At 63.6% G+C, this 20,046-nt stretch carries 22 protein-coding genes; 13 read left to right on the top strand and 9 right to left on the bottom strand.

The features are described from left to right. Position 1: 1 nt before the first annotated feature. Positions 2-349, bottom strand: coding sequence for a flagellar hook-basal body complex protein FliE (locus tag ACL58G_RS29535; RefSeq protein ID WP_440964040.1), 348 nt, complete (start codon positions 347-349; stop codon positions 2-4). 351 nt (positions 350-700) lie between these two features. Here ACL58G_RS29535 and ACL58G_RS29530 point away from each other — a divergent pair, with 351 nt between their 5' ends. Genes ACL58G_RS29530 through ACL58G_RS29500 form a run of 7 tightly spaced genes read left to right on the top strand, consistent with a single transcriptional unit; the run spans position 701 to position 6,975 of the window. After that, complete coding sequence (locus ACL58G_RS29530) at positions 701-1,555, top strand: FliM/FliN family flagellar motor switch protein (protein ID WP_413387103.1); 855 nt, start codon at positions 701-703, stop codon at positions 1,553-1,555. Between the two features lie 5 nt (positions 1,556-1,560). Further along, the gene (locus tag ACL58G_RS29525; RefSeq protein WP_413341627.1) at positions 1,561-1,926 is read left to right on the top strand and encodes a FliM/FliN family flagellar motor switch protein; all 366 of its coding nucleotides are present in this window, start codon (positions 1,561-1,563) and stop codon (positions 1,924-1,926) included. Continuing rightward, positions 1,923-2,690 carry a flagellar type III secretion system pore protein FliP gene (gene fliP / locus ACL58G_RS29520; protein WP_413387104.1) on the top strand — a complete coding sequence of 256 codons (768 nt, stop codon included), beginning with the start codon at positions 1,923-1,925 and terminating at the stop codon, positions 2,688-2,690. Before ACL58G_RS29525 ends, fliP begins: the two co-directional genes overlap by 4 nt. Before the next feature lie 11 nt (positions 2,691-2,701). Beyond that, the gene (gene fliQ / locus ACL58G_RS29515; RefSeq protein ID WP_036235061.1) at positions 2,702-2,971 is read left to right on the top strand and encodes a flagellar biosynthesis protein FliQ; all 270 of its coding nucleotides are present in this window, start codon (positions 2,702-2,704) and stop codon (positions 2,969-2,971) included. Next, positions 2,971-3,750: a flagellar biosynthetic protein FliR gene (fliR, locus tag ACL58G_RS29510; RefSeq protein ID WP_413341624.1), complete on the top strand. Its 780-nt coding sequence runs from the start codon at positions 2,971-2,973 to the stop codon at positions 3,748-3,750. Before fliQ ends, fliR begins: the two co-directional genes overlap by 1 nt. After that, positions 3,743-4,882, top strand: a complete 1,140-nt coding sequence (flhB, locus tag ACL58G_RS29505) for a flagellar type III secretion system protein FlhB (RefSeq protein ID WP_440964039.1) — start codon at positions 3,743-3,745, stop codon at positions 4,880-4,882. The genes fliR and flhB overlap by 8 nt, the downstream gene beginning before the upstream one ends. Then, a complete protein-coding gene (locus tag ACL58G_RS29500; RefSeq protein WP_440964038.1) occupies positions 4,879-6,975 on the top strand; it encodes a flagellar biosynthesis protein FlhA in 2,097 nt (698 codons plus the stop codon). The genes flhB and ACL58G_RS29500 overlap by 4 nt, the downstream gene beginning before the upstream one ends. Before the next feature lie 79 nt (positions 6,976-7,054). Here the strand turns inward: ACL58G_RS29500 and ACL58G_RS29495 are convergent, their stop codons facing one another. Then, positions 7,055-7,924, bottom strand: coding sequence for a hypothetical protein (locus tag ACL58G_RS29495; RefSeq protein ID WP_440964037.1), 870 nt, complete (start codon positions 7,922-7,924; stop codon positions 7,055-7,057). A 95-nt stretch (positions 7,925-8,019) separates the two neighbouring features. After that, on the bottom strand, positions 8,020-8,946 hold the full coding sequence (locus ACL58G_RS29490; RefSeq protein WP_440964036.1) for a flagellin N-terminal helical domain-containing protein: 927 nt from the start codon (positions 8,944-8,946) through the stop codon (positions 8,020-8,022). Between the two features lie 276 nt (positions 8,947-9,222). Here ACL58G_RS29490 and ACL58G_RS29485 point away from each other — a divergent pair, with 276 nt between their 5' ends. Further along, entirely contained in the window at positions 9,223-10,224 is a 1,002-nt protein-coding gene (locus tag ACL58G_RS29485) for a sulfate ABC transporter substrate-binding protein (RefSeq protein ID WP_413337876.1), read from the top strand. Between the two features lie 160 nt (positions 10,225-10,384). Here the strand turns inward: ACL58G_RS29485 and ACL58G_RS29480 are convergent, their stop codons facing one another. Beyond that, the gene (locus ACL58G_RS29480; RefSeq protein WP_440964035.1) at positions 10,385-11,392 is read right to left on the bottom strand and encodes a zinc-dependent alcohol dehydrogenase family protein; all 1,008 of its coding nucleotides are present in this window, start codon (positions 11,390-11,392) and stop codon (positions 10,385-10,387) included. 100 nt (positions 11,393-11,492) lie between these two features. Between ACL58G_RS29480 and ACL58G_RS29475 the strand changes: the two genes are divergently transcribed. After that, positions 11,493-12,488: a LysR family transcriptional regulator gene (locus ACL58G_RS29475; protein WP_440964034.1), complete on the top strand. Its 996-nt coding sequence runs from the start codon at positions 11,493-11,495 to the stop codon at positions 12,486-12,488. Between the two features lie 295 nt (positions 12,489-12,783). On the opposite strand, the gene ACL58G_RS29470 is transcribed toward ACL58G_RS29475, so the two are convergent. Together ACL58G_RS29470 and ACL58G_RS29465 are read right to left on the bottom strand one after the other, a co-directional pair. Next, a complete protein-coding gene (locus tag ACL58G_RS29470; RefSeq protein WP_440964033.1) occupies positions 12,784-12,999 on the bottom strand; it encodes a helix-turn-helix transcriptional regulator in 216 nt (71 codons plus the stop codon). A 242-nt stretch (positions 13,000-13,241) separates the two neighbouring features. Continuing rightward, a complete protein-coding gene (locus ACL58G_RS29465) occupies positions 13,242-14,111 on the bottom strand; it encodes a DNA-binding protein (RefSeq protein ID WP_440964032.1) in 870 nt (289 codons plus the stop codon). 262 nt (positions 14,112-14,373) lie between these two features. Between ACL58G_RS29465 and ACL58G_RS29460 the strand changes: the two genes are divergently transcribed. From ACL58G_RS29460 to ACL58G_RS29450, 3 genes are all read left to right on the top strand, one after another. Beyond that, positions 14,374-14,754 (top strand): hypothetical protein, encoded by a 381-nt coding sequence (locus ACL58G_RS29460; RefSeq protein ID WP_440964031.1) that lies wholly within the window; start codon positions 14,374-14,376, stop codon positions 14,752-14,754. An 86-nt stretch (positions 14,755-14,840) separates the two neighbouring features. Next, the gene (locus tag ACL58G_RS29455) at positions 14,841-15,221 is read left to right on the top strand and encodes a hypothetical protein (RefSeq protein WP_440964030.1); all 381 of its coding nucleotides are present in this window, start codon (positions 14,841-14,843) and stop codon (positions 15,219-15,221) included. Next, positions 15,218-15,472, top strand: a complete 255-nt coding sequence (locus ACL58G_RS29450; protein ID WP_440964029.1) for a helix-turn-helix domain-containing protein — start codon at positions 15,218-15,220, stop codon at positions 15,470-15,472. The genes ACL58G_RS29455 and ACL58G_RS29450 overlap by 4 nt, the downstream gene beginning before the upstream one ends. Before the next feature lie 487 nt (positions 15,473-15,959). Here ACL58G_RS29450 and ACL58G_RS29445 read toward each other — a convergent pair whose 3' ends face one another. Next, entirely contained in the window at positions 15,960-16,550 is a 591-nt protein-coding gene (locus tag ACL58G_RS29445) for a hypothetical protein (RefSeq protein WP_440964028.1), read from the bottom strand. A gap of 67 nt (positions 16,551-16,617) precedes the next feature. Between ACL58G_RS29445 and ACL58G_RS29440 the strand changes: the two genes are divergently transcribed. Next, positions 16,618-17,480 (top strand): IS5 family transposase gene (locus tag ACL58G_RS29440; protein WP_440964027.1). Its coding sequence is split into 2 segments (ribosomal slippage): positions 16,618-16,987 and positions 16,987-17,480, totalling 864 coding nucleotides; the frame shifts between segments, so codons are not numbered across the junction. Between the two features lie 6 nt (positions 17,481-17,486). Here the strand turns inward: ACL58G_RS29440 and ACL58G_RS29435 are convergent. Both ACL58G_RS29435 and ACL58G_RS29430 read right to left on the bottom strand, forming a co-directional pair. Next, on the bottom strand, positions 17,487-18,608 hold the full coding sequence (locus ACL58G_RS29435) for a hypothetical protein (RefSeq protein ID WP_440964026.1): 1,122 nt from the start codon (positions 18,606-18,608) through the stop codon (positions 17,487-17,489). Continuing rightward, on the bottom strand, positions 18,605-19,822 hold the full coding sequence (locus ACL58G_RS29430; RefSeq protein ID WP_440964025.1) for a hypothetical protein: 1,218 nt from the start codon (positions 19,820-19,822) through the stop codon (positions 18,605-18,607). Before ACL58G_RS29430 ends, ACL58G_RS29435 begins: the two co-directional genes overlap by 4 nt. Positions 19,823-20,046: the final 224 nt, after the last annotated feature.

Here is a 20,046-nt window from a genome sequence, read left to right as displayed (position 1 = left end):
GTTACACCGGCAGCTTCATCAGCTCGTCCACGGCGCCCATCACCTTGTTGCGGACCTGCATCAGCATGGAGAAGGACAGGTTGGCCTGCTGCGACGACAGCATGGCGCCGACCAGGTCGTCGCTCTTGCCGCTGTCCACGTCGGCCATCTTCTGGTTGGCCACCTGCTGGTCCTGGTCCACGCTGACGAGGGCATTCTTCATGCTCTGCGCGAAGGAGAAGTTGCCGGTGCCATCGCCCAGGGTGGGGTGGCCGGCATTGGCCGCCGGCGCCACGCTGGCGAGGCGGTTGGCATCGTTGGCGAGGGCTGCCAGGTCGGCCCGGATCAGGCCGGCAAGTTCAGTTCCCATCGTGTTCATCGCTCCCATGCTTAAGTTTGCGGGTTGTAACTTTTAGTCAATCTTGCTTCGCATACGGTTGTTTCATTTTCTGCAAGAACCGTTGACATTTAGAAAATTGTTAAATTTTCAGTGTCATACTGTGGCTTGGTTTCTCTCGCGGAACCGAGGAGAATAGCAGCGGTTTCGTCCGATACCCAGAGTGGATTTTTGTTTTCCCCAGCGCAGTAACCGCATCTTACCGTAGGGCAATGGCGAATTCAAAGGGGAAAATCAAATGGCGTGACACAATTTCCCGGGTATAATTGTTGCCCAGAGGAATGAAAAGAAAGCATCTCTGCTTATCATTTTTTTAATTTGACCATGCCGATTGCAAACCCCGACACCACCCTGCAGCACCAAGTGCTCGACCCCTGTCTTCTAGGGCGTCCGGTACACCTGCTGCCCCAGTTTGCGGCGCGTCTCCAGGAAGACCTGGACACTGCCCTGCAGGGCAGCGCGCGCCGTTACTGGGCCGGATGGCGTCTCGAAACCGTTGAATTCGGCCGCGTGCCGCAAGAAAATAGCCTGCGCTGGATGGCCGTATTGGGTGCGTTGGGCACCGTCGCGGTGACTTTCGAGCGTGGTTTATTACTGACACTGTTGGAGCGACGCTACGGTGGACGTAGCGCCGGCGCAACTCAGCGGGACCCGCAAACCGAGCGCGTGACGGCCACCGAAGAAAGATTGGGCGTCGTACTGACGCAACAAATGGTCGATCTGTTGTATGCACGCGTCGCTGCCAATGTGGCAATGGAGGTGGCGCCGCGGCCCATTCAGGCCAATGCGGTGGTGCCTTCGGCAATGCCCGGCGAGAGCAACTGGGCCCTCCGCGTGCAGGTCCGTGACAACAACGACAACACCGGCCAGTTCTGGATCGCGCCCGACCAGCAGCTGATGGCCATGATCCTGGGCACGCTGCGCCTGGAAACTGGCCGCCCGGCCGGCGCGCGCGGTCCGGCCGAGCCCCTTGCGACCAGGCTCCAGGTCAAACTGGACGGCCGCCTGGTCAGCAAGGAAATCACCCTGGGCGCACTGTTCGACCTGAAGGTGGGCGACGTGATTCCGGTGAACGTGGGCCGGGCCGACGTCCTGCTCGACGAGGCGCGGTTGTTTACCGCCGCCGTCGCCGAGCACAAAGGCAAGCTGTGTTTAACCTCTTTTGAAGACGCCGAGTAATCAACATGAACCTGAACGATCAATTCGCTGGTGACGACATCCTCATCGACGACGAGCTGGCGGAAGAAACCGCAGAAGGCAAGCAAAGCGCGGCCGCGGCACCGAAAGCCGCGCCGCGCCTGCCGCAGATGATGCGCCGCATCCCGGTGACGCTGACGCTGGAAGTGGGTTCGGCCCGCATCTCGCTGCAGGAACTGATGGCGATCGGCCCGGACAGCGTGCTGCCGCTCGACGCCATGGCGGGCGAGCCGCTCGTCATCAAGGTCAACGGCGCCGCCATCGGGCGCGCCGAAGTGGTCGTCGCGGGCGAGCAGTACGGCCTGAAGGTGATCGATCTGGACGGCCTCAACCTGGACCTGATCGCGTCATGACGTTGCAACGCCGCGGCGCCGGTTTGCGCCGCTACGCGCCCGCCATCGCGGGCGCCGTTCTTTTGCTGGCCAGCGCAGGCGCATGGGCCGCACCGGACGTGCTGCCCGGCGTGATCCCCGGCTCGTCCAGCGGCCTCACGGTGAAGTCGCAGATCCTGGTCCTGATGACCATCCTCGGGCTGCTGCCCGTGATGGTCATGATGATGACCAGCTTCACCCGCTTCGTGATCGTGCTGTCGCTGCTGCGCCAGGCCCTGGGCCTGCAGCAGGGCCTGCCCAACCGGATCATCACCGGCGTCGCCCTGATCCTCACGCTGCTCGTCATGCGTCCCATCGGCGAGCAGGTGTGGAACGAGGCCTTCGTCCCGTACGACAAGGACAAGATCTCGCTGGAGCAGGCGCTCAAGATCGCCGAGGTGCCGCTGTCGCGTTTCATGCTGGCCCAGACGAGCAAGACGGCGCTGGCCCAGATCGCGCACCTGGCGGGCGAGCCGGCCGAGATGAAACCGATGGACCGCGGTTTCACCGTGAAGCTGGCCGCGTTCGTGCTGTCCGAGTTGAAAAGCGCGTTCCAGATCGGCTGCATGCTGTTCATTCCGTTCCTGATCATCGACCTCGTGGTGTCGTCGGTGCTGATGGCGATGGGCATGATGATGCTCTCGCCGCTCGTCATCTCGCTGCCGTTCAAGCTCCTCTTGTTCGTGCTCGTCGATGGCTGGACCCTGACCGTGAATACGCTGGTCGGCAGCATCCACGGCATCTAGCATTCATTCCCATGACTCCTGATATCGCCGTCGACTTCGTCGTCGAAGCCCTGCAGCTGGTGATGCTGCTCGTGATGGTGCTGGTGGTGCCGGGCCTCGTGGCCGGCGTCATCGTCGCCCTCGTGCAGGCCGCCACCCAGATCAACGAGCAGACGCTGAGCTTCCTGCCGCGTCTCCTCGTGACACTGGTGGCCCTGATCCTCGCCGGTCACTGGATGACCGGCAAACTGATGGACTATTGCGTGAGCGTGTTCCAGCGCGCCGCGACCCTGGTCGGCTGATGCTGGAAGTGTCTCACCTGCTGCTGCCGTTCATCAGCGCGCTGTGGTGGCCGTTCTGCCGCGTCATGGCGCTGCTGTCGACGGCTCCCGTCATCGGCGACGCGCTGGTGCCGGTACCGGTGCGCGCGCTGCTGTCCGTGGTGCTCGCGTTCCTGATGCTGCCGCTGACGAAAGGCGCCGTCATGCCGGATCCGTTCTCGCTGGCGGGCGTCGTCGTGATGATCGAGCAGGCCGTGATCGGCGGCGTGATCGGCCTCGCCATGCAGCTGACGATGGCCGTCGTGAACATGCTCGGCTTCCTCGTCTCGAGCCAGGTGGGCTTTTCGATGGCGCAGATGAACGACCCCATGAACGGCCAGCAGTCGGACGTGATTTCGGGCCTGCTGGGCCTCGTCGCAATCCTCGTGTTCTTCGCCGTCGACGGCCATCTCGTGCTCGCGGGCGTGCTGGGCCAGAGCTTCAAGGCGTGGCCGGTCGGCGGCGGCTACAAGAGTCTCCTGCTGGAGACGGTGGCGCTGAACGTGGGCTGGGTGTTCTCGGCCGCGATCCTGCTCGCGCTCCCGATCGTGTTTTCGACGATGGTCGTGCAGATCGGGTTCGGCTTCCTGAACCGGGTCGCGCCGTCGCTGAACCTGTTCTCGCTGGGCTTTTCGCTGGTGACGCTGTTCGGCCTGATGATGCTCGTGCAGGTCGTGCGCTTCATCCCGGAACACTACGTGCAGATGACGAACCAGGTGCTGGAGATGCTCCAGCAGCAGATGGGGGCGGCGCATGGCTGACAATACCGGCGGCGACAAGTCGGAAAAGGCGTCAGCCCAGAAGCTCAAGAAGGCGCGCGAGCAGGGCCACGTCGTCCGCTCGAAGGACCTGGCCACGGCGGTCGGGATCCTGGTGAGCCTGAAGCTGTTCGCGTTCCTGCTCCCGGACTACCTGGAGTCGTTCCGGTCGCTGTTCCGGCTCGTGTACGCGCCGCTGGGTGCGGCCGGCTCGATGGAAAACGCGATGACCGTCGTATGGGGCGGCGCCGCCGTGCTGCTCGTGAAGATGGTGCTGCCGCTCGCCGCCGTGCCGCTCGCGATCGTCGCCGCGAGCCTCGTGCCGGGCGGCTGGGCCGTCTCGACCAGCAACCTGGTGCCGAAGTTCGACCGCTTCTCGCCCGTGAAAAACCTGGGCAACCTGGCCTCCGGCAAGCACTGGACGACGTTCGCGACGTCGGTGGCCAAGGCGGCGCTGCTCGCCGTGGTGCTGGTGCACGTCGTGCGCTCGGCGCTGTCGGCGTGGGTCAACCTGCAGCGCATGCCGCTGTCGGACGCGCTGCTGCACGGCGCAAGCATGATGTTCGACGGCCTGATGGCGCTCGTCGCCGTATTCGTGCTGTTCGCGCTGATCGACGTGCCGCTGCAGACGTTCCTGTTCGCGCGCAGCCAGCGCATGAGCAAGCAGGAAGTGAAGGAAGAATACAAGAGCACCGAGGGCAAGCCCGAGATCCGTGCGCGCATCCGCCAGCTGCAGCAGCAGATGGCACGCCGCAACGTGAACAAGACGGTGCCGACCGCCGACGTGGTGATCGTGAATCCCGAGCACTACGCGGTCGCGCTGAAGTACGACATCAAGCGTGCGGAAGCGCCGTTCGTGGTGGCGAAGGGCATCGACGAGATGGCCCTGTACATCCGCTCCGTCGCGGCCAAGCACCAGATCGAGACGATCGCCTTGCCGCCGCTGGCACGTGCCATCTACAACACCAGCCAGGTGCAGCAGCAGATTCCCGCCGCGCTGTACCAGGCGGTGTCGCAGGTGCTGAACTACGTGCTGCAATTGAATGCTTTCCGAGCGGGCCGGCGCCAGGCCGCCCCGCGGTTCCCGAATGACGTGGCCGTGCCGGCCGCTTTGAGTGAGGTATCCCCGACATGAATTTCCTGAACAGCTTGATGCTCGAGCTGCGCCGCCAGAAGATCGCCACGCCGGCGTTCCTGCTGACGCTCCTGGCGATGATCATGCTGCCGCTGCCGCCCGCGGTGCTGGACGTGCTGTTCACGTTCAACATCGTGCTGGCGCTGATCGTGATCCTGACGTCCGTCTCGACCAGGCGGCCGCTGGACTTCTCGGTCTTCCCGACCGTCATCCTCGGCACCACGCTGCTGCGCCTGGCGCTGAACGTGGCGTCCACGCGGGTCGTGCTGCTGCACGGCCACGAGGGCACGGGCGCGGCGGGCCACGTGATCGAAGCCTTCGGCAACGTCGTCATCGGCGGTAACTTCGTCGTCGGTATCGTCGTCTTCGTGATCCTCATGATCATCAACTTCGTCGTCGTGACGAAGGGTTCGGAACGTATCTCCGAAGTGTCCGCGCGCTTCACGCTGGACGCGCTGCCCGGCAAGCAGATGGCGATCGACGCCGACCTGAACGCGGGCCTCGTCAACCAGGAACAGGCGCAGGTGCGCCGCAAGGAAGTGGCGGCGGAAGCGGACTTCTACGGCGCGATGGACGGTGCCTCCAAGTTCGTGCGCGGCGATGCGATCGCGTCGATCCTCATCCTGCTCATCAACATGATCGGCGGCGTCGCGATCGGCGCGGTGATGCACGACCTGTCGTTCGGCGACGCCTTCCGCCAGTATGCGCTGCTGACCATCGGCGACGGCCTCGTGGCCCAGGTGCCGGCGCTGCTGCTGTCTGCCGCGGCGGCGATCCTCGTCACCCGCATCAGCGATTCGGGCGAATTCGAACAGCAGATCGGCGGCCAGCTGCTGGCCAATCCGAGCGTCCTGTACTCGGCCGCCGGCGTGATGCTGATCCTGGCCATGGTGCCGGGCATGCCGTCGCTGTTCTTCATGGCGTTCGCCGCGGCCATCGGCTACGTCGCCTGGAAGCTGGCGCGCGAAGAAGTGAAGCCGCCGGACGAATCGGGCGTGGCCGCCATCGAGGCCGCGCTGCGCGACGACCGCGTGCCGGAACTCGACTGGCAGCAGCTGCCCGTCGTGCAGCCGATCTCGATCACGGTCGGCTACAAGCTCGTGCACCTGGTCGACAAGGCGCAGGGCGAGGTGCTGACGAAGCGGATCAAGGGCGTGCGCCAGAGCCTGTCCGAGCAGATGGGCCTCCTGCTGCCGCCGATCGGCGTGCGCGACGACCTGACCCTGCGCCCGAACCAGTACGCGATCGCGATCAACGGCACCGTCGTGGCCGAGGGCGAGGTCGTGGCGGAATGCCTGATGGCGATCCCGTCGCCGAACGTGTACGGCGACATCGACGGCATCCCCGGCATCGAACCGGCGTTCGGCATGGCCGTCACGTGGATCGATCCGGAGCAGAAGGCGCACGCGCTGGGGCAGGGCTACCAGGTCGTCGAGGTGCCGAGCGCGATCGCCACGCACACGTCCAAGGTCGCGCGCGACTACATGGCGGAGCTGTTCCGCCACGAGGACGTGCCGGCGTTGATGGAACGCCTCACCGCGCTCTCGCCGAAGCTGGCCGGTGCGCTGGACAAGGCGCTCACGCACACGCAGCTCTTGCGCGTGTTCCGTGTGCTGCTGGCCGAGAACGTGTCGCTGAAGGACATCGTCGTGATCGCGACGACCTTGCTGGACAGCTCGGAAACGACGAAGGATCCGATCCTGCTCGCGGCCGAGGTGCGCTGCGCGCTGCGCCGCCAGATCGTGTCCGGCCTGTACGGCAAGAAGAAGGACATGCCCGCGTTTAACCTGTCGGGCGAGCTGGAAAACATGCTGCTCGGTTCCCTGAACCAGGCGCGCCAGAACAACGGCGGCAAGGTCGTGCTGGACAACTATCCGATCGATCCGCAACTGCTGCAGCAACTGCAGCTGAACATGCCGGTGGCGCGCGAGCAGATGAAGCAGCATCATACGCCGCCGCTGCTCCTGGTGTTGCCGCAGATCCGCCCGCTGCTGGCCCGCTACGCGCGCCTGTTCGCGCCGGGGCTGCACGTGCTGTCGTATAACGAGATTCCCGAGAACCGGGAAGTCTCGATCATCGGCACGGTCGGCTGACGTTACGCGTGGGCACCCCGTGCCCGCCAGCTCGCCGATCAGCCGTAGGGTGGGCACCCCGTGCCCGCCAGCTCGCCGATCAGGCGCCGGCCTCCGTCGGCAGCAGCAGCGCCAGTTCCGCCATCGCGCGGAACACGGGCAAGCTGAGGGCGGCCGCCGCCTCGGTCGACGGCAGGCGCGCGTGCACCCGGCCTTCCGGCAGGGCGTCGTTCCAGGTCCAGCCGAGCACGCGCAGGCCCGCGCGGCGCACGGCGTCTTCCAGCTGCGGCTGCAGGGCGCGCAGGTGCAGCAGGGTGCCCGGGTCGAGCGTGCACACCTCGAGCATGACCCCATCGGCCAGCGGCTCCGCCTGCACCGTGACGACGGTGCCGTCGGCCAGCACCAGTTCCAGCCGCAGCGCGGCACGGCGCCGGCGGCGCTGCGGCTTTTGCGATTGTTCCTCTTCCCCAATCACGCGCAGGTGCTGTGCCTGCGGTCCGCCCGCATGCACGGTGAACCGCCAGGCGTCGGGCGGCAGGGCCGCGAGATCGGCCTGGCGCAGCACGCGCGCATCCAGCCCGCTCTGCAGCAGCGCGCCCGGCAGCGACTGGCCCGACTGTTGCCGGGACGCCTGCACCGCGCGCGTGACGAGTTGGGTGCCGTAGGTGCGCACCATCCCGCGCCATGACGTGGCGAGCGCACCGCCGTCCGGACGCGGCCAGGTCAGCTGGCGCGCCATCACGACCTGGTCGGGACGCATCGCCGCGGCATCGGGCAGGGCATCGCCGGCGGGCAGCGCGGGCGCCGGCTGCACGGCGGGCAGCGGCAGCGGGATTGCCTCGAGCTCGGCCTGCAGCAAAGCGACCGGGACGGCGGCCGCGACCGCGCCGACCGGCGTGGCCGGCAGGGTGCCGGGCGCGCTCGCCGGGATGACGGGTGGCGGAAGGGCGGGGATGGATAGGCTGGCCATGATCTCGGCAGTGTAAAGTGAAAAGGCCAGCTTGTGGCTGGCCTCTTGCGGATTCCGGCTGGACTAGCCCGGGGTGGCCATCACCGGCCCTGCGATTACTGCAGCAGGGACATGACCATCGACGACATGCTGTTGGTCTGCTTCAGCATGGCGGTACCAGCTTGCATCAGCATCTGGTTCGAGGTCATGCTCGACGACTCGGTCGCGAAGTCGACGTCCATGATGCGGCCGGTAGCGGCTTGCGTGTTGCTCGAGATGTTCGACAGGTTATTGTAGACGTGGTCGAGGCGGTTCGAGATTGCGCCCAGTTTCGAACGCAGGGCCGAGACGGCGTCGATGGCGGCACCGAGGTTGCTGATGGCGTCCGTTGCGCCGGCCGTGAGATTATCGCCGGTCGAAGCGTCGGCTGCCGTGCCGTCACCTTTGAACAGGCTGGTGGTGTCGGCCTTCTTGGTGGCAGTGTCGATTGCGGCGGTCGCAGTGGTCAGTTCGCCATCGAAATGCGCCGACATCGTTTCTGTGCTGGCGGCGCCGATCTGGAAGACGATGCCGGTGGATTGACCCAGTTTACCGTTGGTCGCGTCGTTGGTCGGAGCCGCAGCGTCCATTTTCAGCAGCTCCGTGCCGCCGAATTTGGTGTTGCTGAAGATGTTCGACAGTTCGTCGGTCAGCGAGTTGTACTCGCCCTGCAGGGCGGTAATGTCGGCGCCCGACGAGGAACCGTCCTTGGCCTGGGTAGCCAGGTCTTTCATGCGGGTCAGGATGTTGTTGACTTCGCTCAGCGCGCCGTCGGCGGTCTGCAGCATGGAGATCGAGTTCTGGGTGTTGCGCATGGCGACGGCCATACCGCTGGTCTGGGACTTCAGGCGGGTCGCGATCTGCAGGCCGGCGGCGTCGTCCATTGCCGAGTTGATGCGGTAGCCGGTCGACAGGCGGGTCATCGAGGTCGACAGCGACGTCTGGGTGCGGCTCAGGGAATTTTGTGCGGAAAGCGAAGCGGCGTTGGTGTGAAGGCTCAGCATGATATGGCTCCTAATGGCTTGGATACTGTTGGGAGGTTGCGCATCTCGCGCTCTCACAAGTACAGGACGACCATTTAGCGGCCGTCATTAAATGCCGAGCGGAAATTTTTTTAAATTATTTTTTGCGCGTTTCATGTTGTCATTTTGACTGTTGTACGTATGGCAGGTCTGTCATGAGTAAACCGGATATACAAGACCGAAAGTATTCGTTCGTCTTTCGAGGGGGTGTGCTTAACCTGTGCCTTCCAGAACCCTTCGAAAAAGAGCTTCCATATGTTGTCAAGAAAACTGATCCAGGCCCTGGTCGGCATCGCGCTGGTGGCCCCGACCGTGCACGCCGCCGACATCACTCTCCTGAACGTGTCGTACGATCCGACGCGCGAGCTGTACCAGGACGTCGGCAAAGCCTTCGCCGCCAGGTACAAGGCCCAGACCGGCGACAACGTCACCTTCAAGGCGTCGCACGGCGGCTCGGGCAAGCAGGCCCGCTCCGTGATCGACGGCCTGCAGGCGGACGTCGTTACCCTGGCCCTCGCCTGGGACATCGACGAGATCGCCGAGCGCGGCCTGATCGCCAGGGATTGGCAGAAGCGCCTGCAGCACAACAGCTCGCCGTACAACTCGACCATCGTGTTCCTGGTCCGCAAGGGCAACCCGAAAGGCATCCACGACTGGAACGACCTGATCAAGCCGGGCGTGCAAGTCATCACCCCGAACCCGAAGACGTCCGGCGGCGCGCGCTGGAATTACCTGGCAGCGTGGGGCAACGCCCTGAAACAGCCGGGCGGCAATGAAGCGAAGGCGCGCGACTACGTGGCCAAGCTGTTCAAGAACGTGCCGGTGCTGGATTCCGGCGCCCGTGGCGCGACGACGACCTTCGTCGAACGCGGCATCGGCGACGTGCTGATCGCCTGGGAAAACGAAGCGATCCTGGCCATCAAGGAACTGGGCCCGGATAAATTCGAAATCGTCGCGCCGAAGGCGAGCATCCTCGCCGAGCCGCCGGTCGCCGTCGTCGACAAGGTCGTCGACAAGCGCGGCACCCGCAAGGTGGCGGACGCCTACCTGCAATTCCTGTACACGGATGAAGGGCAGGACATCATCGCGAAGAATTACTACCGCCCGATCAACGCCGCGATCGGCGCGAAATACGCGGCGCAGTTCCCGAAAGTGAACCTGTTCACCATCAACGACGTGTTCGGCGGCTGGACCAAGGCGCAGAAGACCCACTTCGCGGATGGCGGCACGTTCGACCAGTTGTACCAGCCGGGCAAGTAAGATAGTCTGATCCCGTTCCGCCGGCGCTCCCGCGCCGGCCTTCTTTTGTTTCGGACCCATCATGGACTGGCTGGATCGGGTGACCTGGTTCCTGGTCATCGTGCTCGTGATCGCCGCCTTCTGCTTTCCCATCAACCGCGGCGACCAGTAAGCGTCCTGGTCAATCCAGCTTGACCAGGACCTTGCCGACGCTGGTGCCGGACGCGAGCCGGCGATAGGCCGCGGCGGCATCGATGAACGGATGCACGCTGTCGACCAGCGGCACGATCCCATGCGCCTCCAGGGCGCGGTTCATGGCATCGAACTGGCGCGCATTACCCACCGTGTGGCCGTGCAGGCGCGCGCGTTTGGCGATGAACACCTGGCGCAGGTCCATCTCCAGCAGCGGCCCGGACACATATCCGATCATCGCCATCGTCGCGCCCGGCGCCAGCGCGCGGACCGATTCGGAAAACGTCGCACTGCCTCCGGTTTCCAGCACGAGGTGCGCACCGACGCCCTCCGTCAGCCGCATGACTTCCATGCCCCAGTCGGGATGCGCGCGGCTGTCGACCGCAGTGGTCGCCCCGGCCGCGAGCAACTGCGGGATCTTGTGCGCCGACGACGTGACGGCGATCGCCCGCACGCCGAACATTCGCGCAAACTGCAGGGCGAACAGCGCGACGCCGCCGCTGCCGATGGCCACGATCGTCTGGCCCGGCTGCAGCGCGGCATCCGTGAGCGCCGCCCAGGCGGTGAGCGCGGCGACGGACAGCGTGGCGGCCTCGTCCCCGAGATGGCGCGGCGCACGGACGATGGCATTGGCCGGCGCCGTCATCGCCTGGCGCAGCACGCCCGGGTGGTTGCCGCCCAGCTGACGTGCGAAATAGCACGGGTGGAACGGGCCGTCGATCCAGTCGGGGAAGAACAGCGGATTGACCCGGTCGCCTTCCCGCCATTCGGTGACGCCCGGCCCGATCCGGGTCACTGTGCCGACCGCGTCCGACAACGGCATGCAGGGCAGGCGCACGGGCATGCCGTAGCGGCCTTCGAGGATTTCCAAGTCGCGGAAGTTGAGGGCGGCCGCGTGGAGGCGGAGGGTGACGTGGCCCGGCGGCGGATCCGGTTCGCACGCGTCCACCATGCGCAAGCCGTCGAGTCCGAATGCCTGCAGTTCGATTGCTTTCATGACCATCCTTTCTGAACAGGGAATGGCTGCAGTATTGCGAAGGGTCGCTCGGGATACAATCTGCATTCCTGTTACAGACTGTTTCCTGAGGTGGACAATCATGGGTGATCGCCTGACCGAGCGGATGGCATGCATGGCCGTGTTCGCGCGCGTCGTCGACATGGGCGGCTTTTCGGCCGCGGCGCGCTCGCTGGGGCTGACGAAGTCGGCCGTCAGCAAGCAGGTGGCGCGGCTGGAAACGCTGTGCGGCGCGCAATTGCTGCGGCGGACCACCCGCAGCATCAGTCTCACCGAAGCGGGGCAAGTGATGGTCGAGCGCGCCCGGGAAGCCGTGGCGCTGTGCGAGGGTGCCGGCCGCGAGATCGACAGCCTGCACGGCGACGCCGGCGGCACCGTGCGCATGAGCGCGCCGATCACGTTCGGCCAGCGCTGCATCGTGCCGCTGCTGCCCGAGCTGCTGGCCACCCATCCGCGTCTCGACGTGCGACTCGTGCTGCTGGACCGTCCCGTCGACCTGGCCCAGGAGGGTTACGACCTGGCGATCCGCCTGACGCGGTCGCTGCCCGGCGACGTGGTGGCGCGCCGCCTGCTGACCACGCGCTATCTGCTGTGCGCGGCGGCGCATGCCGCGCCCGTGCTCGCGCACCCCCGTGACCTGGCCGGCGTGGTGTGCCTGCGCTACGGCGAAGGCGAGCACGCGCGCGCCGGGCATTTTCGCCGTGCCGACGACGACCTCGCCGTGGCCGTGCGCGGCAACGTGTCGGTGAATAACAGCGACAGCCTGCGCGCGCTCATGCTGGCCGGGCTCGGCGTCGCGCTGTTGCCGCACTATGTCGTGGCGGACGACCTGGATGCCGGCCGCGCGGTGCGGCTCTTGCCCGAGTGGGAGCCGCGGCCGGTGTTCGGGCACCAGGCGTTCGCGATCTGGCTGCCGCACCGCTACCAGCCGCCGCGCGTGCGTGTGGTTCTGGACTTCCTGTCGGACCGCCTGCCACGACAGTTATCTTGCGAAGCCGTTGTCCGTGGGCGACATGGAAGCGTGGCTGGAGGCAAGGAAAGCGGCGGGGTGAGCGGCGTGCGTGGCGGACACGTATAATGTCTGTCCCTTTTTCGAGCCCGACGTAACGTGAACGATCACAAGCAAGCTAATCCAGGTGTCCAGGCAACGGGCCGCAGGCTGTCGGTTGCCCCCATGATGGACTGGACCGAGGAAGAGGGGTTTACAGAGGAAGCCGGGGCGGGGCTGTAGCAATTTTGTAGCACCGAGTTTTTTCCCGGTGCCCCTGTGGTCTGGGTGCGCCGTCGAGTTTGATTAAGACGTCCAGATGTAGCAACGCCAGAAGGCGTCAGGCCGTGTGTCGATCGACGACCAGCAAGCGCTGGCGTGGCGCTTATGCGGCTACGGTCGGGGTGCGTAGCTTGTCCAGGTATGCCGCCACATCACGGATATCGGCATGCAGGGGATCGCCCGACATCGGGATCGGGAACGTGTTCGCAGACCGCTGGTTGTAGGCGGTTTTCATCGACATACCGATGGCTTCGCAAACTTCCTTCAGGTTCATCCGTGGCTTGTTGTAGATCGCCAGAAGCATGAATTCGGTTTGCATGATGACTTGCCGTTTCCAGTCGAAATAGCCACCGGGCCGAGGTTGTCGGGATGCGCTGGAGGATCCGTACGGCAATTTATGCCTTGAGACCTGTGTGTCAAGATTTACGCATCTCGTATAAAGTTAGCGTATTGTCCACTACGTCAAGTGTGGCAGGTCAATGGCCGAGGGCTATGCTACTGACACAGCTCGCAGCTTTATCATCTGGTGGCGGTGACGCATCTACAAAACGTATTCGGCGTTCAGTCCTGCGTCAGCGGATTATTGTGTTGTTTGCTGTCCGTTCCTTTCCGCGTTGTGTTACCAGCTACCTTCCGCTCGGCCTGCGTTGCAGAGACGACCGCCAGCTCACGTTCGGCGATTGCTCGCGCGTCTTTTTCTCTGTCAAGTAGCATCGACATCGTCTCGAGCTTTTCGGCAAGTTGCTGCCTGGTGTCCTGCGCATCTTCAGCCTTCCTGTCGAGAAATTGAACATGGTTTTCGAGCGCTAGCCGCTGTGCTTCCAGGACGGCTGCGGCTTGTTCGAAGCGCGCGCTTGTCCTGCGCTGTGCTTCGCACTCGGCCCGCGCATCGCGCAGCTCGCTCTCCAAAGGCGCTAACACCTCAGTGCGCATCTGTAACTTGATCAGTTCAACACGAGTTGCCTCGGCAGCCCGGCGCTCCGCTGCGATTTCGTTGCGCGATCCGGTTAGTTCCTCCGCAAGCTGCTTCACCTGTCCTTCGATGTTCGCCTTATCTGACATGGCGCGGACGATCTGTTCTCGCAAATCGTCGATCATGACCGTCAATTGTTCATTGGCTTCTGCGAGATCGTCCATCTCCCGCTTGCATTGCATGAGCTCGTCGGCAATTTGCTGGCGGACGTCGTTGGCTTGATGATCCGCGAAATCCAGGATTGCGTATTGCACCTCAGGTGGCAATTGGCGCAAGCTGCTGGGCGTTTCCACTTTATCGCCTGCACATTGTTGGAGTAACTTGTTGATCGTCCCCATGCTGCCGACGTTGCCAAGTTTCTCCCGCACAGCTCTGGAAGATACGTTCCTGCCCTCGGCTTGCAGGGCTGCTACTGCGGCTTTGATGTGGTCGAGCGTTACCAATGCTTGGCGTCCCATGCGCCCTCCGTTGTAACGTTATGAATTACGTTATCGATACGTTACGTTAGCTTGAGCTGCATGGTCTGGTTTGCGTCGGCTCAAGGAGCTGCTGTCGTCGAAAATGTCCAGCACACGAATCATCACGGCGGCGCGAAGGCGCCAGAACGCGATTCCTTTCGCAGGTCGAAAAGACATGACTTTGATCAAAAGAAATTAGGTTAAGTAGACCTAGCATGGCTTATGCCCAGCTACCTCTGCGGGTGTTCGTCAGGAGAATGTTATGGATATGCTCGCTTATCGCTCCGTTGCGGCAGCCGCTGCCGTGTTCCATATGCGTTACCTCGAACTGGCCCCGGAGGGCTGGCGCACTTGCGTGGAGCGGGTTGCTCACGGCTTGTGCGATCAGGACGGGGAGAAAGCATTTTGCTTGCTGTGCGGCGGAGAACTGCAAGGCGTCGCGGGCCATGACATCAGCTGCTTGACGATGGTGGCACGTCGAATCCTCGCTAACGAGCCCTTATTACTTGAGCGGTACAAGGCGCAGATGGCGCTGCATTATGTGGCTCTCGATGACACTGTTGGCTCGTCAGTGTCTGTCGGCCTGCAGACTGTGGAGCACCAAAGTAGACCTTTGGCAGACATCAATCCAAACGCAGACTGAACGGGGAAATTCCTGTAAAGATGTTACTGTCGAGACACAAATATGTAACCAAATCCCATTCAGTTTAAGGATATTGAGGAGGCGCGATGACTACAACAATGAAATCCTATACCGAACAAAAGATTCTTGAACCGGTTGCGAACGCGGTCAGGTTTGAAAAAATGATGTATGTTCGTACGTGCTTCTCGTCTCGGGCAGGCCCTTCGTATGAACGTGAATACAAACGTATGTCGGCGTGGGGCTCGCTCGACGACGGTGATCGTTTAACGGTAGCTGCTCCGTCATTTAGCTTGCATAGGGTAATCGATTCCGCATCCGGCACTGGCCAGAAAAAATTGGACATTCGCTGCGCCTACATGCGCGAGTATTTCGTGCAGGTTATTGCGAAGACTGTCGTTGACTTCCCATTGACCGGAGGCTCTCACGGTGTTCTCGAGACGCTTGCTGTGGTGGAGTGTCAGAAGTGACCCTGCCAGCGTCGAGTACGCTTTTGGCATACAACGATCCGGGTTATTGTGCGCCGACTCCCGCCGACGTGCGTGCGGTAATTGAGCTGCTAGATCTCACCGCCGATCAGGTCGCAGCCCTCGTCGGAATGAAAGATGGGCGTGCCGTACGCCGCTGGCTTGCCTCTCTTGATTCGAAGACCCATGCGCAGATTGATTACGCTGCGTGGCGCCTGCTGTTGATCGAGGCCGGACTGGCCCAAGCACGTTAAGCGGAACACGACCGTTTGCGCACTGCGGCCTTGTTTCGATATTAGCCCAGGTGGTATGGCAAGTGCATAGAACCCGTCGTGACGTATTCCAGACCGAGCTACATGCACGTGAGCACAATGTATTATCGATATTAGAAAATGTAATGTCGGGTTGAATAAATTTAGCGGTCTGGAGTGCTCGGTCATTAGGCAAGCGCGCTTGGTCTCGTAATGCCAAATGAAACATAGTTCACCTCGGCAATGATACATGTTGCTTTTAATTCGCCTTCGTTTGCCATCGATATCTTCGCGTAGATTGCTCTCCAGTTCCAGGCTTCGACCAACCCCATTCGACGAAGGCGAATGCCTACGGCCTGAGTCCGGTCGAACATCGCGGCCGGACGGGACAGGCGGCGCCACCACACCGGAACTTCGGGTAGGGGCGCAATCGCTCACCGACTGCAGCTACTGCAGGTGGCTGCCACGGCGACGAGGCGAGGTCGCGCGACTACTGCTGCAACGCCGCCTGTGCCTTCGTCACCGCGACCTGCGCGTTGATCTGCGCAGCCTGGGCATTGAGGAGACTGGTGTTCGCTGACATCGCGTTGATTGCCGGAGCGACCGCGGCATTCGCTTGGGCTACCCCGAGCTTCGCCTCGGCGTCGGCGACGGCCGCTTGCTGAGCGGCGATCGCTTGCTGAGCTGCCAAGTCACCCAACTGGCCGGCGGCGCTCGCATTCGCCTTGGCGGTGGCGAGTGCTGTCGTGGCGTTCAGGTATGTCGCCTGCGCGGTGGCGGCCGCCGTGCTGCCTGCGGTTGGTACCGCAGCCTGCGCGGCCACGAGCGCGTTGTCCGCATTCACCTGGCTGGTGGCGGCTTGGGTCCTGGCCAGGCGCGCCGCAGCAACCTGCGCGGGCAGCGCCGCCAGCGAACTCGCCGCCGACTGCGCCGCGCCGGTAGCCGCTGACGCCACGGCCGCCTTCTCGCTGACCTCGATCGAGGTCGGCACGCCGTTGGCATCCAGCGCGATCACCGCTCCTTCCGATTTGAATACCCCACCGGTCACAGGGATGTTGTACAGGTCGCCGAACTGCAGCACCGGCCCGTCGACCGCTAGGGTCTGTCTGACTGAGGGAACGAAATTTTGTTTGGTTGGTCAGACGGCGATGAGCCGAACTGACCTAACTGAACAGCAATGGCGGCGGTTGGAGCCACATTTGCCGCCCAATCCACATCACGGTCATGCTTATGTCGGGCACAGACACGTGATTAATGGGATCGTGTGGCGGTTGAGGACTGGCGCGCCTTGGCGCGACATCCCGCCCCGCTACGGTCCTTGGCAGACCTGTTACGACAGGTTTGTGCGCTGGTCGCGCAACGGCACATGGCAACGTCTACTCAAGATCATGCAGGCGGCCGCGGATGCATCCGGCCGCATCGACTGGGACGGAGCCGCGCTTGATGCGACCCACGTGAAAGCTCAGCGAAGTGCCGCTGGCGCTCGAAAGACACTTCCTTCCGCAGAAAAAAGGGGGATGTAATTGACGAGTGGCTGGGGCATTCTCGTGGTGGCCTCACCAGCAAGATCCATCTCTGCGTGGATGGAAACGGTCTGCCATTGTCCTTCATCGTCACGGCCGGGCAATGCAGCGACGCGGCGAACATCGGCCCCGTCCTTGACGCCATTTCCGTACCTCGACCAGGGCGAGGCCGGCCACGCAAACGCCCGACATGCTTGCGTGTCGATCGTGCTTACGGTGCCCGGCATTATCGGCGGCAGATCCAACAGCGGGGCATCCGCTGCGTGTGCCCCGAACGACTTGATGCGCAGAACAGCCGGCTGCGCAAAGGGCGTCGCGGCGGCTCGCCTCCACGATTCGACGCCGAAGCGTACAAGGGTCGCAACGTCGTCGAACGCGCGATCAACCGATTAAAAGACTTCCGCGCCGTCGCAACGCGATACGACAAACGCGGCCATAACTTCTCTACGGCCGTGCTTGTAGCGACAATTATTTTATGGCTCCTCTGAGATCAGTCAGACACGCCCTAGCGGCAGTGTTTGCGTGTCGTCCGGTACCCAGTCCGCGGCCAGAGACGGTTTGCACGGACCCAGGGTACAGGCCAGCAGGCGACCTGGACGCGGTACCCGAACCGGCACGCCAACCGCGACGTCGCCGGTTGATGGCGCCGCAGCCGGCAAGCGCCATCCGCCGGCACCGTCGCTCTGGTAGAGCGCCAAGTGCACGTCGAAATCCTTGGTCGGCACGCGGTGGATTTGTTTGTCGTTCCACTCGACCCAGCTGCTTGCCACGCCCTGATCGAGCGTGAACGAAGAGGCTGTCGTCGTGGTCGCCGCCGACGCCGGCCATATCACCGTCTGGGTCGCGGTGACCACCTTCAAGGCAGCGTTGAGCGTCGCCTGATCGGTGTTCAGCTTATCCTGCTTCTTCAGCAGATCCGCGACCGCCACCCGCAACGACGTGCTGGGGTCCGGCGGCGGCAGGCCCTTTTTAGGGCGCGCACCGTGTGCGGCAGCCGAGGGCGCAGCCGGCGCGGGCGCGGCAATTTCTGCCTTCTGTCCGCTCTCCGCCTGGTAGAGCGTGGTCAGCTGCGTGACCTTCGCCGTGGCCAACGCGACGTCACGGGTTTCCTGGTCGACGACATCCTTCAGTGGGCGGCCTGCGACCGGATACAACTCGCCGAGCGCCTTGTCGACGTCGGCCGAACACGCGAAGTGGAGCGGCCCGCCCGCCGCTGCGCCGGCCGTTGCGACCGCAGCCAGCACGCCCACCGTATTCGAAATAATGGTGGCTGTCTGGTCTTCTGAATGCGCGTTCAAGCCGGTACTGGTGCCGTCGGTTGCCAGCGTCGAAGTGATGTCGGCCGTGGCGCGCACGCCATTGGAGAACAGCACGTAACGCTGGTCGTCATCGATTTTCTTGCCGGTGACTGCGGACACGGTGACCGTTCCGCTCAACGAGTTTCCGCAATGCCGCAGCTGGCGCGTGATCGTCACCGTGTACTGGGTCATGGCGAGGTTCCACGGCACGCCCGTCGCTGTTTGCCCCGGCGTGAGCCTGGCCACCTGGATGCCCGAGGCACAGCCCGCACAGGCGACGGCGATGCCGAGCGAGCCTGCCACCGATTTGATGTTCATTCTTGTTCTCCCCTTGGTTGCCCTCTACGAACGATCCCGATGGCGCCAGCCTTCAGTGGCGGCGCCGCACGCGCGGCGCGGCGCGCGTTGCGACGATACGGGCCGAGCGCTGCTCGCGCCGCCTGCTGGGCATCGCTGTCCTCGGCGCCCCAACGCGGCCAGCTATAACCGGTCGTGTCGGTGTCCTGCACATAGCCATCCGGCAACGGCATGTATGGCTTTTGCGGAATGCCCCGGTAGTTCATGTCTTTCGACTGCCCGAGCATGCCGAAAAAGGCGCGGTTCACGAAATTCGCCACGCAGATGTCGCCGATTTTGTAGGGTGTGCCCTGCACCGGATCGCACACTTCGAGCGCGACCTTGGTCCCTCTAGCGACCACACCGCTCTGGTCATCGACGGTCAGCACCGCAGTCGGGTCGACAAGCAGTTCCAGCACTTCGTGCGAGAGCGTCACCGACCAGTCCTCTTTATATTCCGCGCATTTGTCCAGATAAACGAAACCGTATGGTTTGTCCTGGCCCGCGTCGCGGTGGATGCCGACGATCGGTTCCAGCCCCGTGAGCGGGTCGTTCGCCTGGTTCGCCAGGTAGATGACGGCATCGGTCGTTCCGGCGACGCTGGCGGCGACATCGGAGTGCGCCATGCGGCGGGCCGTCAGGATCCCCGGACAACGCCACTCCGGTACCAGGTGCTGGTCGACCTGCAGCTGGATGGCCGCTACCGTTCGCTGCAGCGTGGCGTCGTCGATGCCGCCCAAGTTGGCAATCGTGACCTGCAGCGGCGCAATCGCCGCCGGCGGCGCCAAGTAAATCGGGGCGCGTGCCTGCGCGTCGGCCAATGCCGCGGTCGCCCTGGCGCCCCATGGGAACAGGGTTTTCAGCTGGTTGAAGGCGTAAGGCAGGAACAAGGCGGAGCCGACCAAGAAGAAATGGTCGACCGACCCAAGGAGCGGAGCGATCCGGTCCGCACGGCCGGGTAGCACGGCATCGGCCAGCACCAGATTGCCGATCGCCCAGAAAAAGGTCGTCAACATCACGGCGCCGAGCGCGCCCGTCACGCGGCTGTAGCTTGTCGCGCCGGTGCCGTCGCCGGTCGCCGCCTTTTCCTGCAGCGCCTGTCTCATCAGCCTCGCGAACGGGACCGTCATCAGCAAGACCACGACCGGAACGTTAAACACCAGAAAAACCGCCAGCGCCAACGCGAAGTTGTCCATGTCCGCTCCTGAAGCGCACGACACGCGGCAAGCCCAGCGCCGCCGGCGCGGCCTTACGCCGGTTAGTTGTTTGATATTTATCAAGCCTACAATCGTGTTTACACCGAGTCAATTGATGGGGCATAGCGGCGAAAAATCTTCAGCGTGTGGCGCCGAACCAGTCGCCCGGCCTCGAGCGGATCCATACGCGCTGCAGCGCAATTGGACGCGACGGCCGTGAGAGC

The organism is Massilia sp. GER05, from assembly GCF_052056005.1.
In the GTDB taxonomy this organism is placed as follows: domain Bacteria; phylum Pseudomonadota; class Gammaproteobacteria; order Burkholderiales; family Burkholderiaceae_D; genus Telluria; species Telluria orientalis.
The sequence above is the reverse complement of the archived record's forward strand: the minus strand, read 5'-3'. Positions and strand labels throughout refer to the sequence as shown.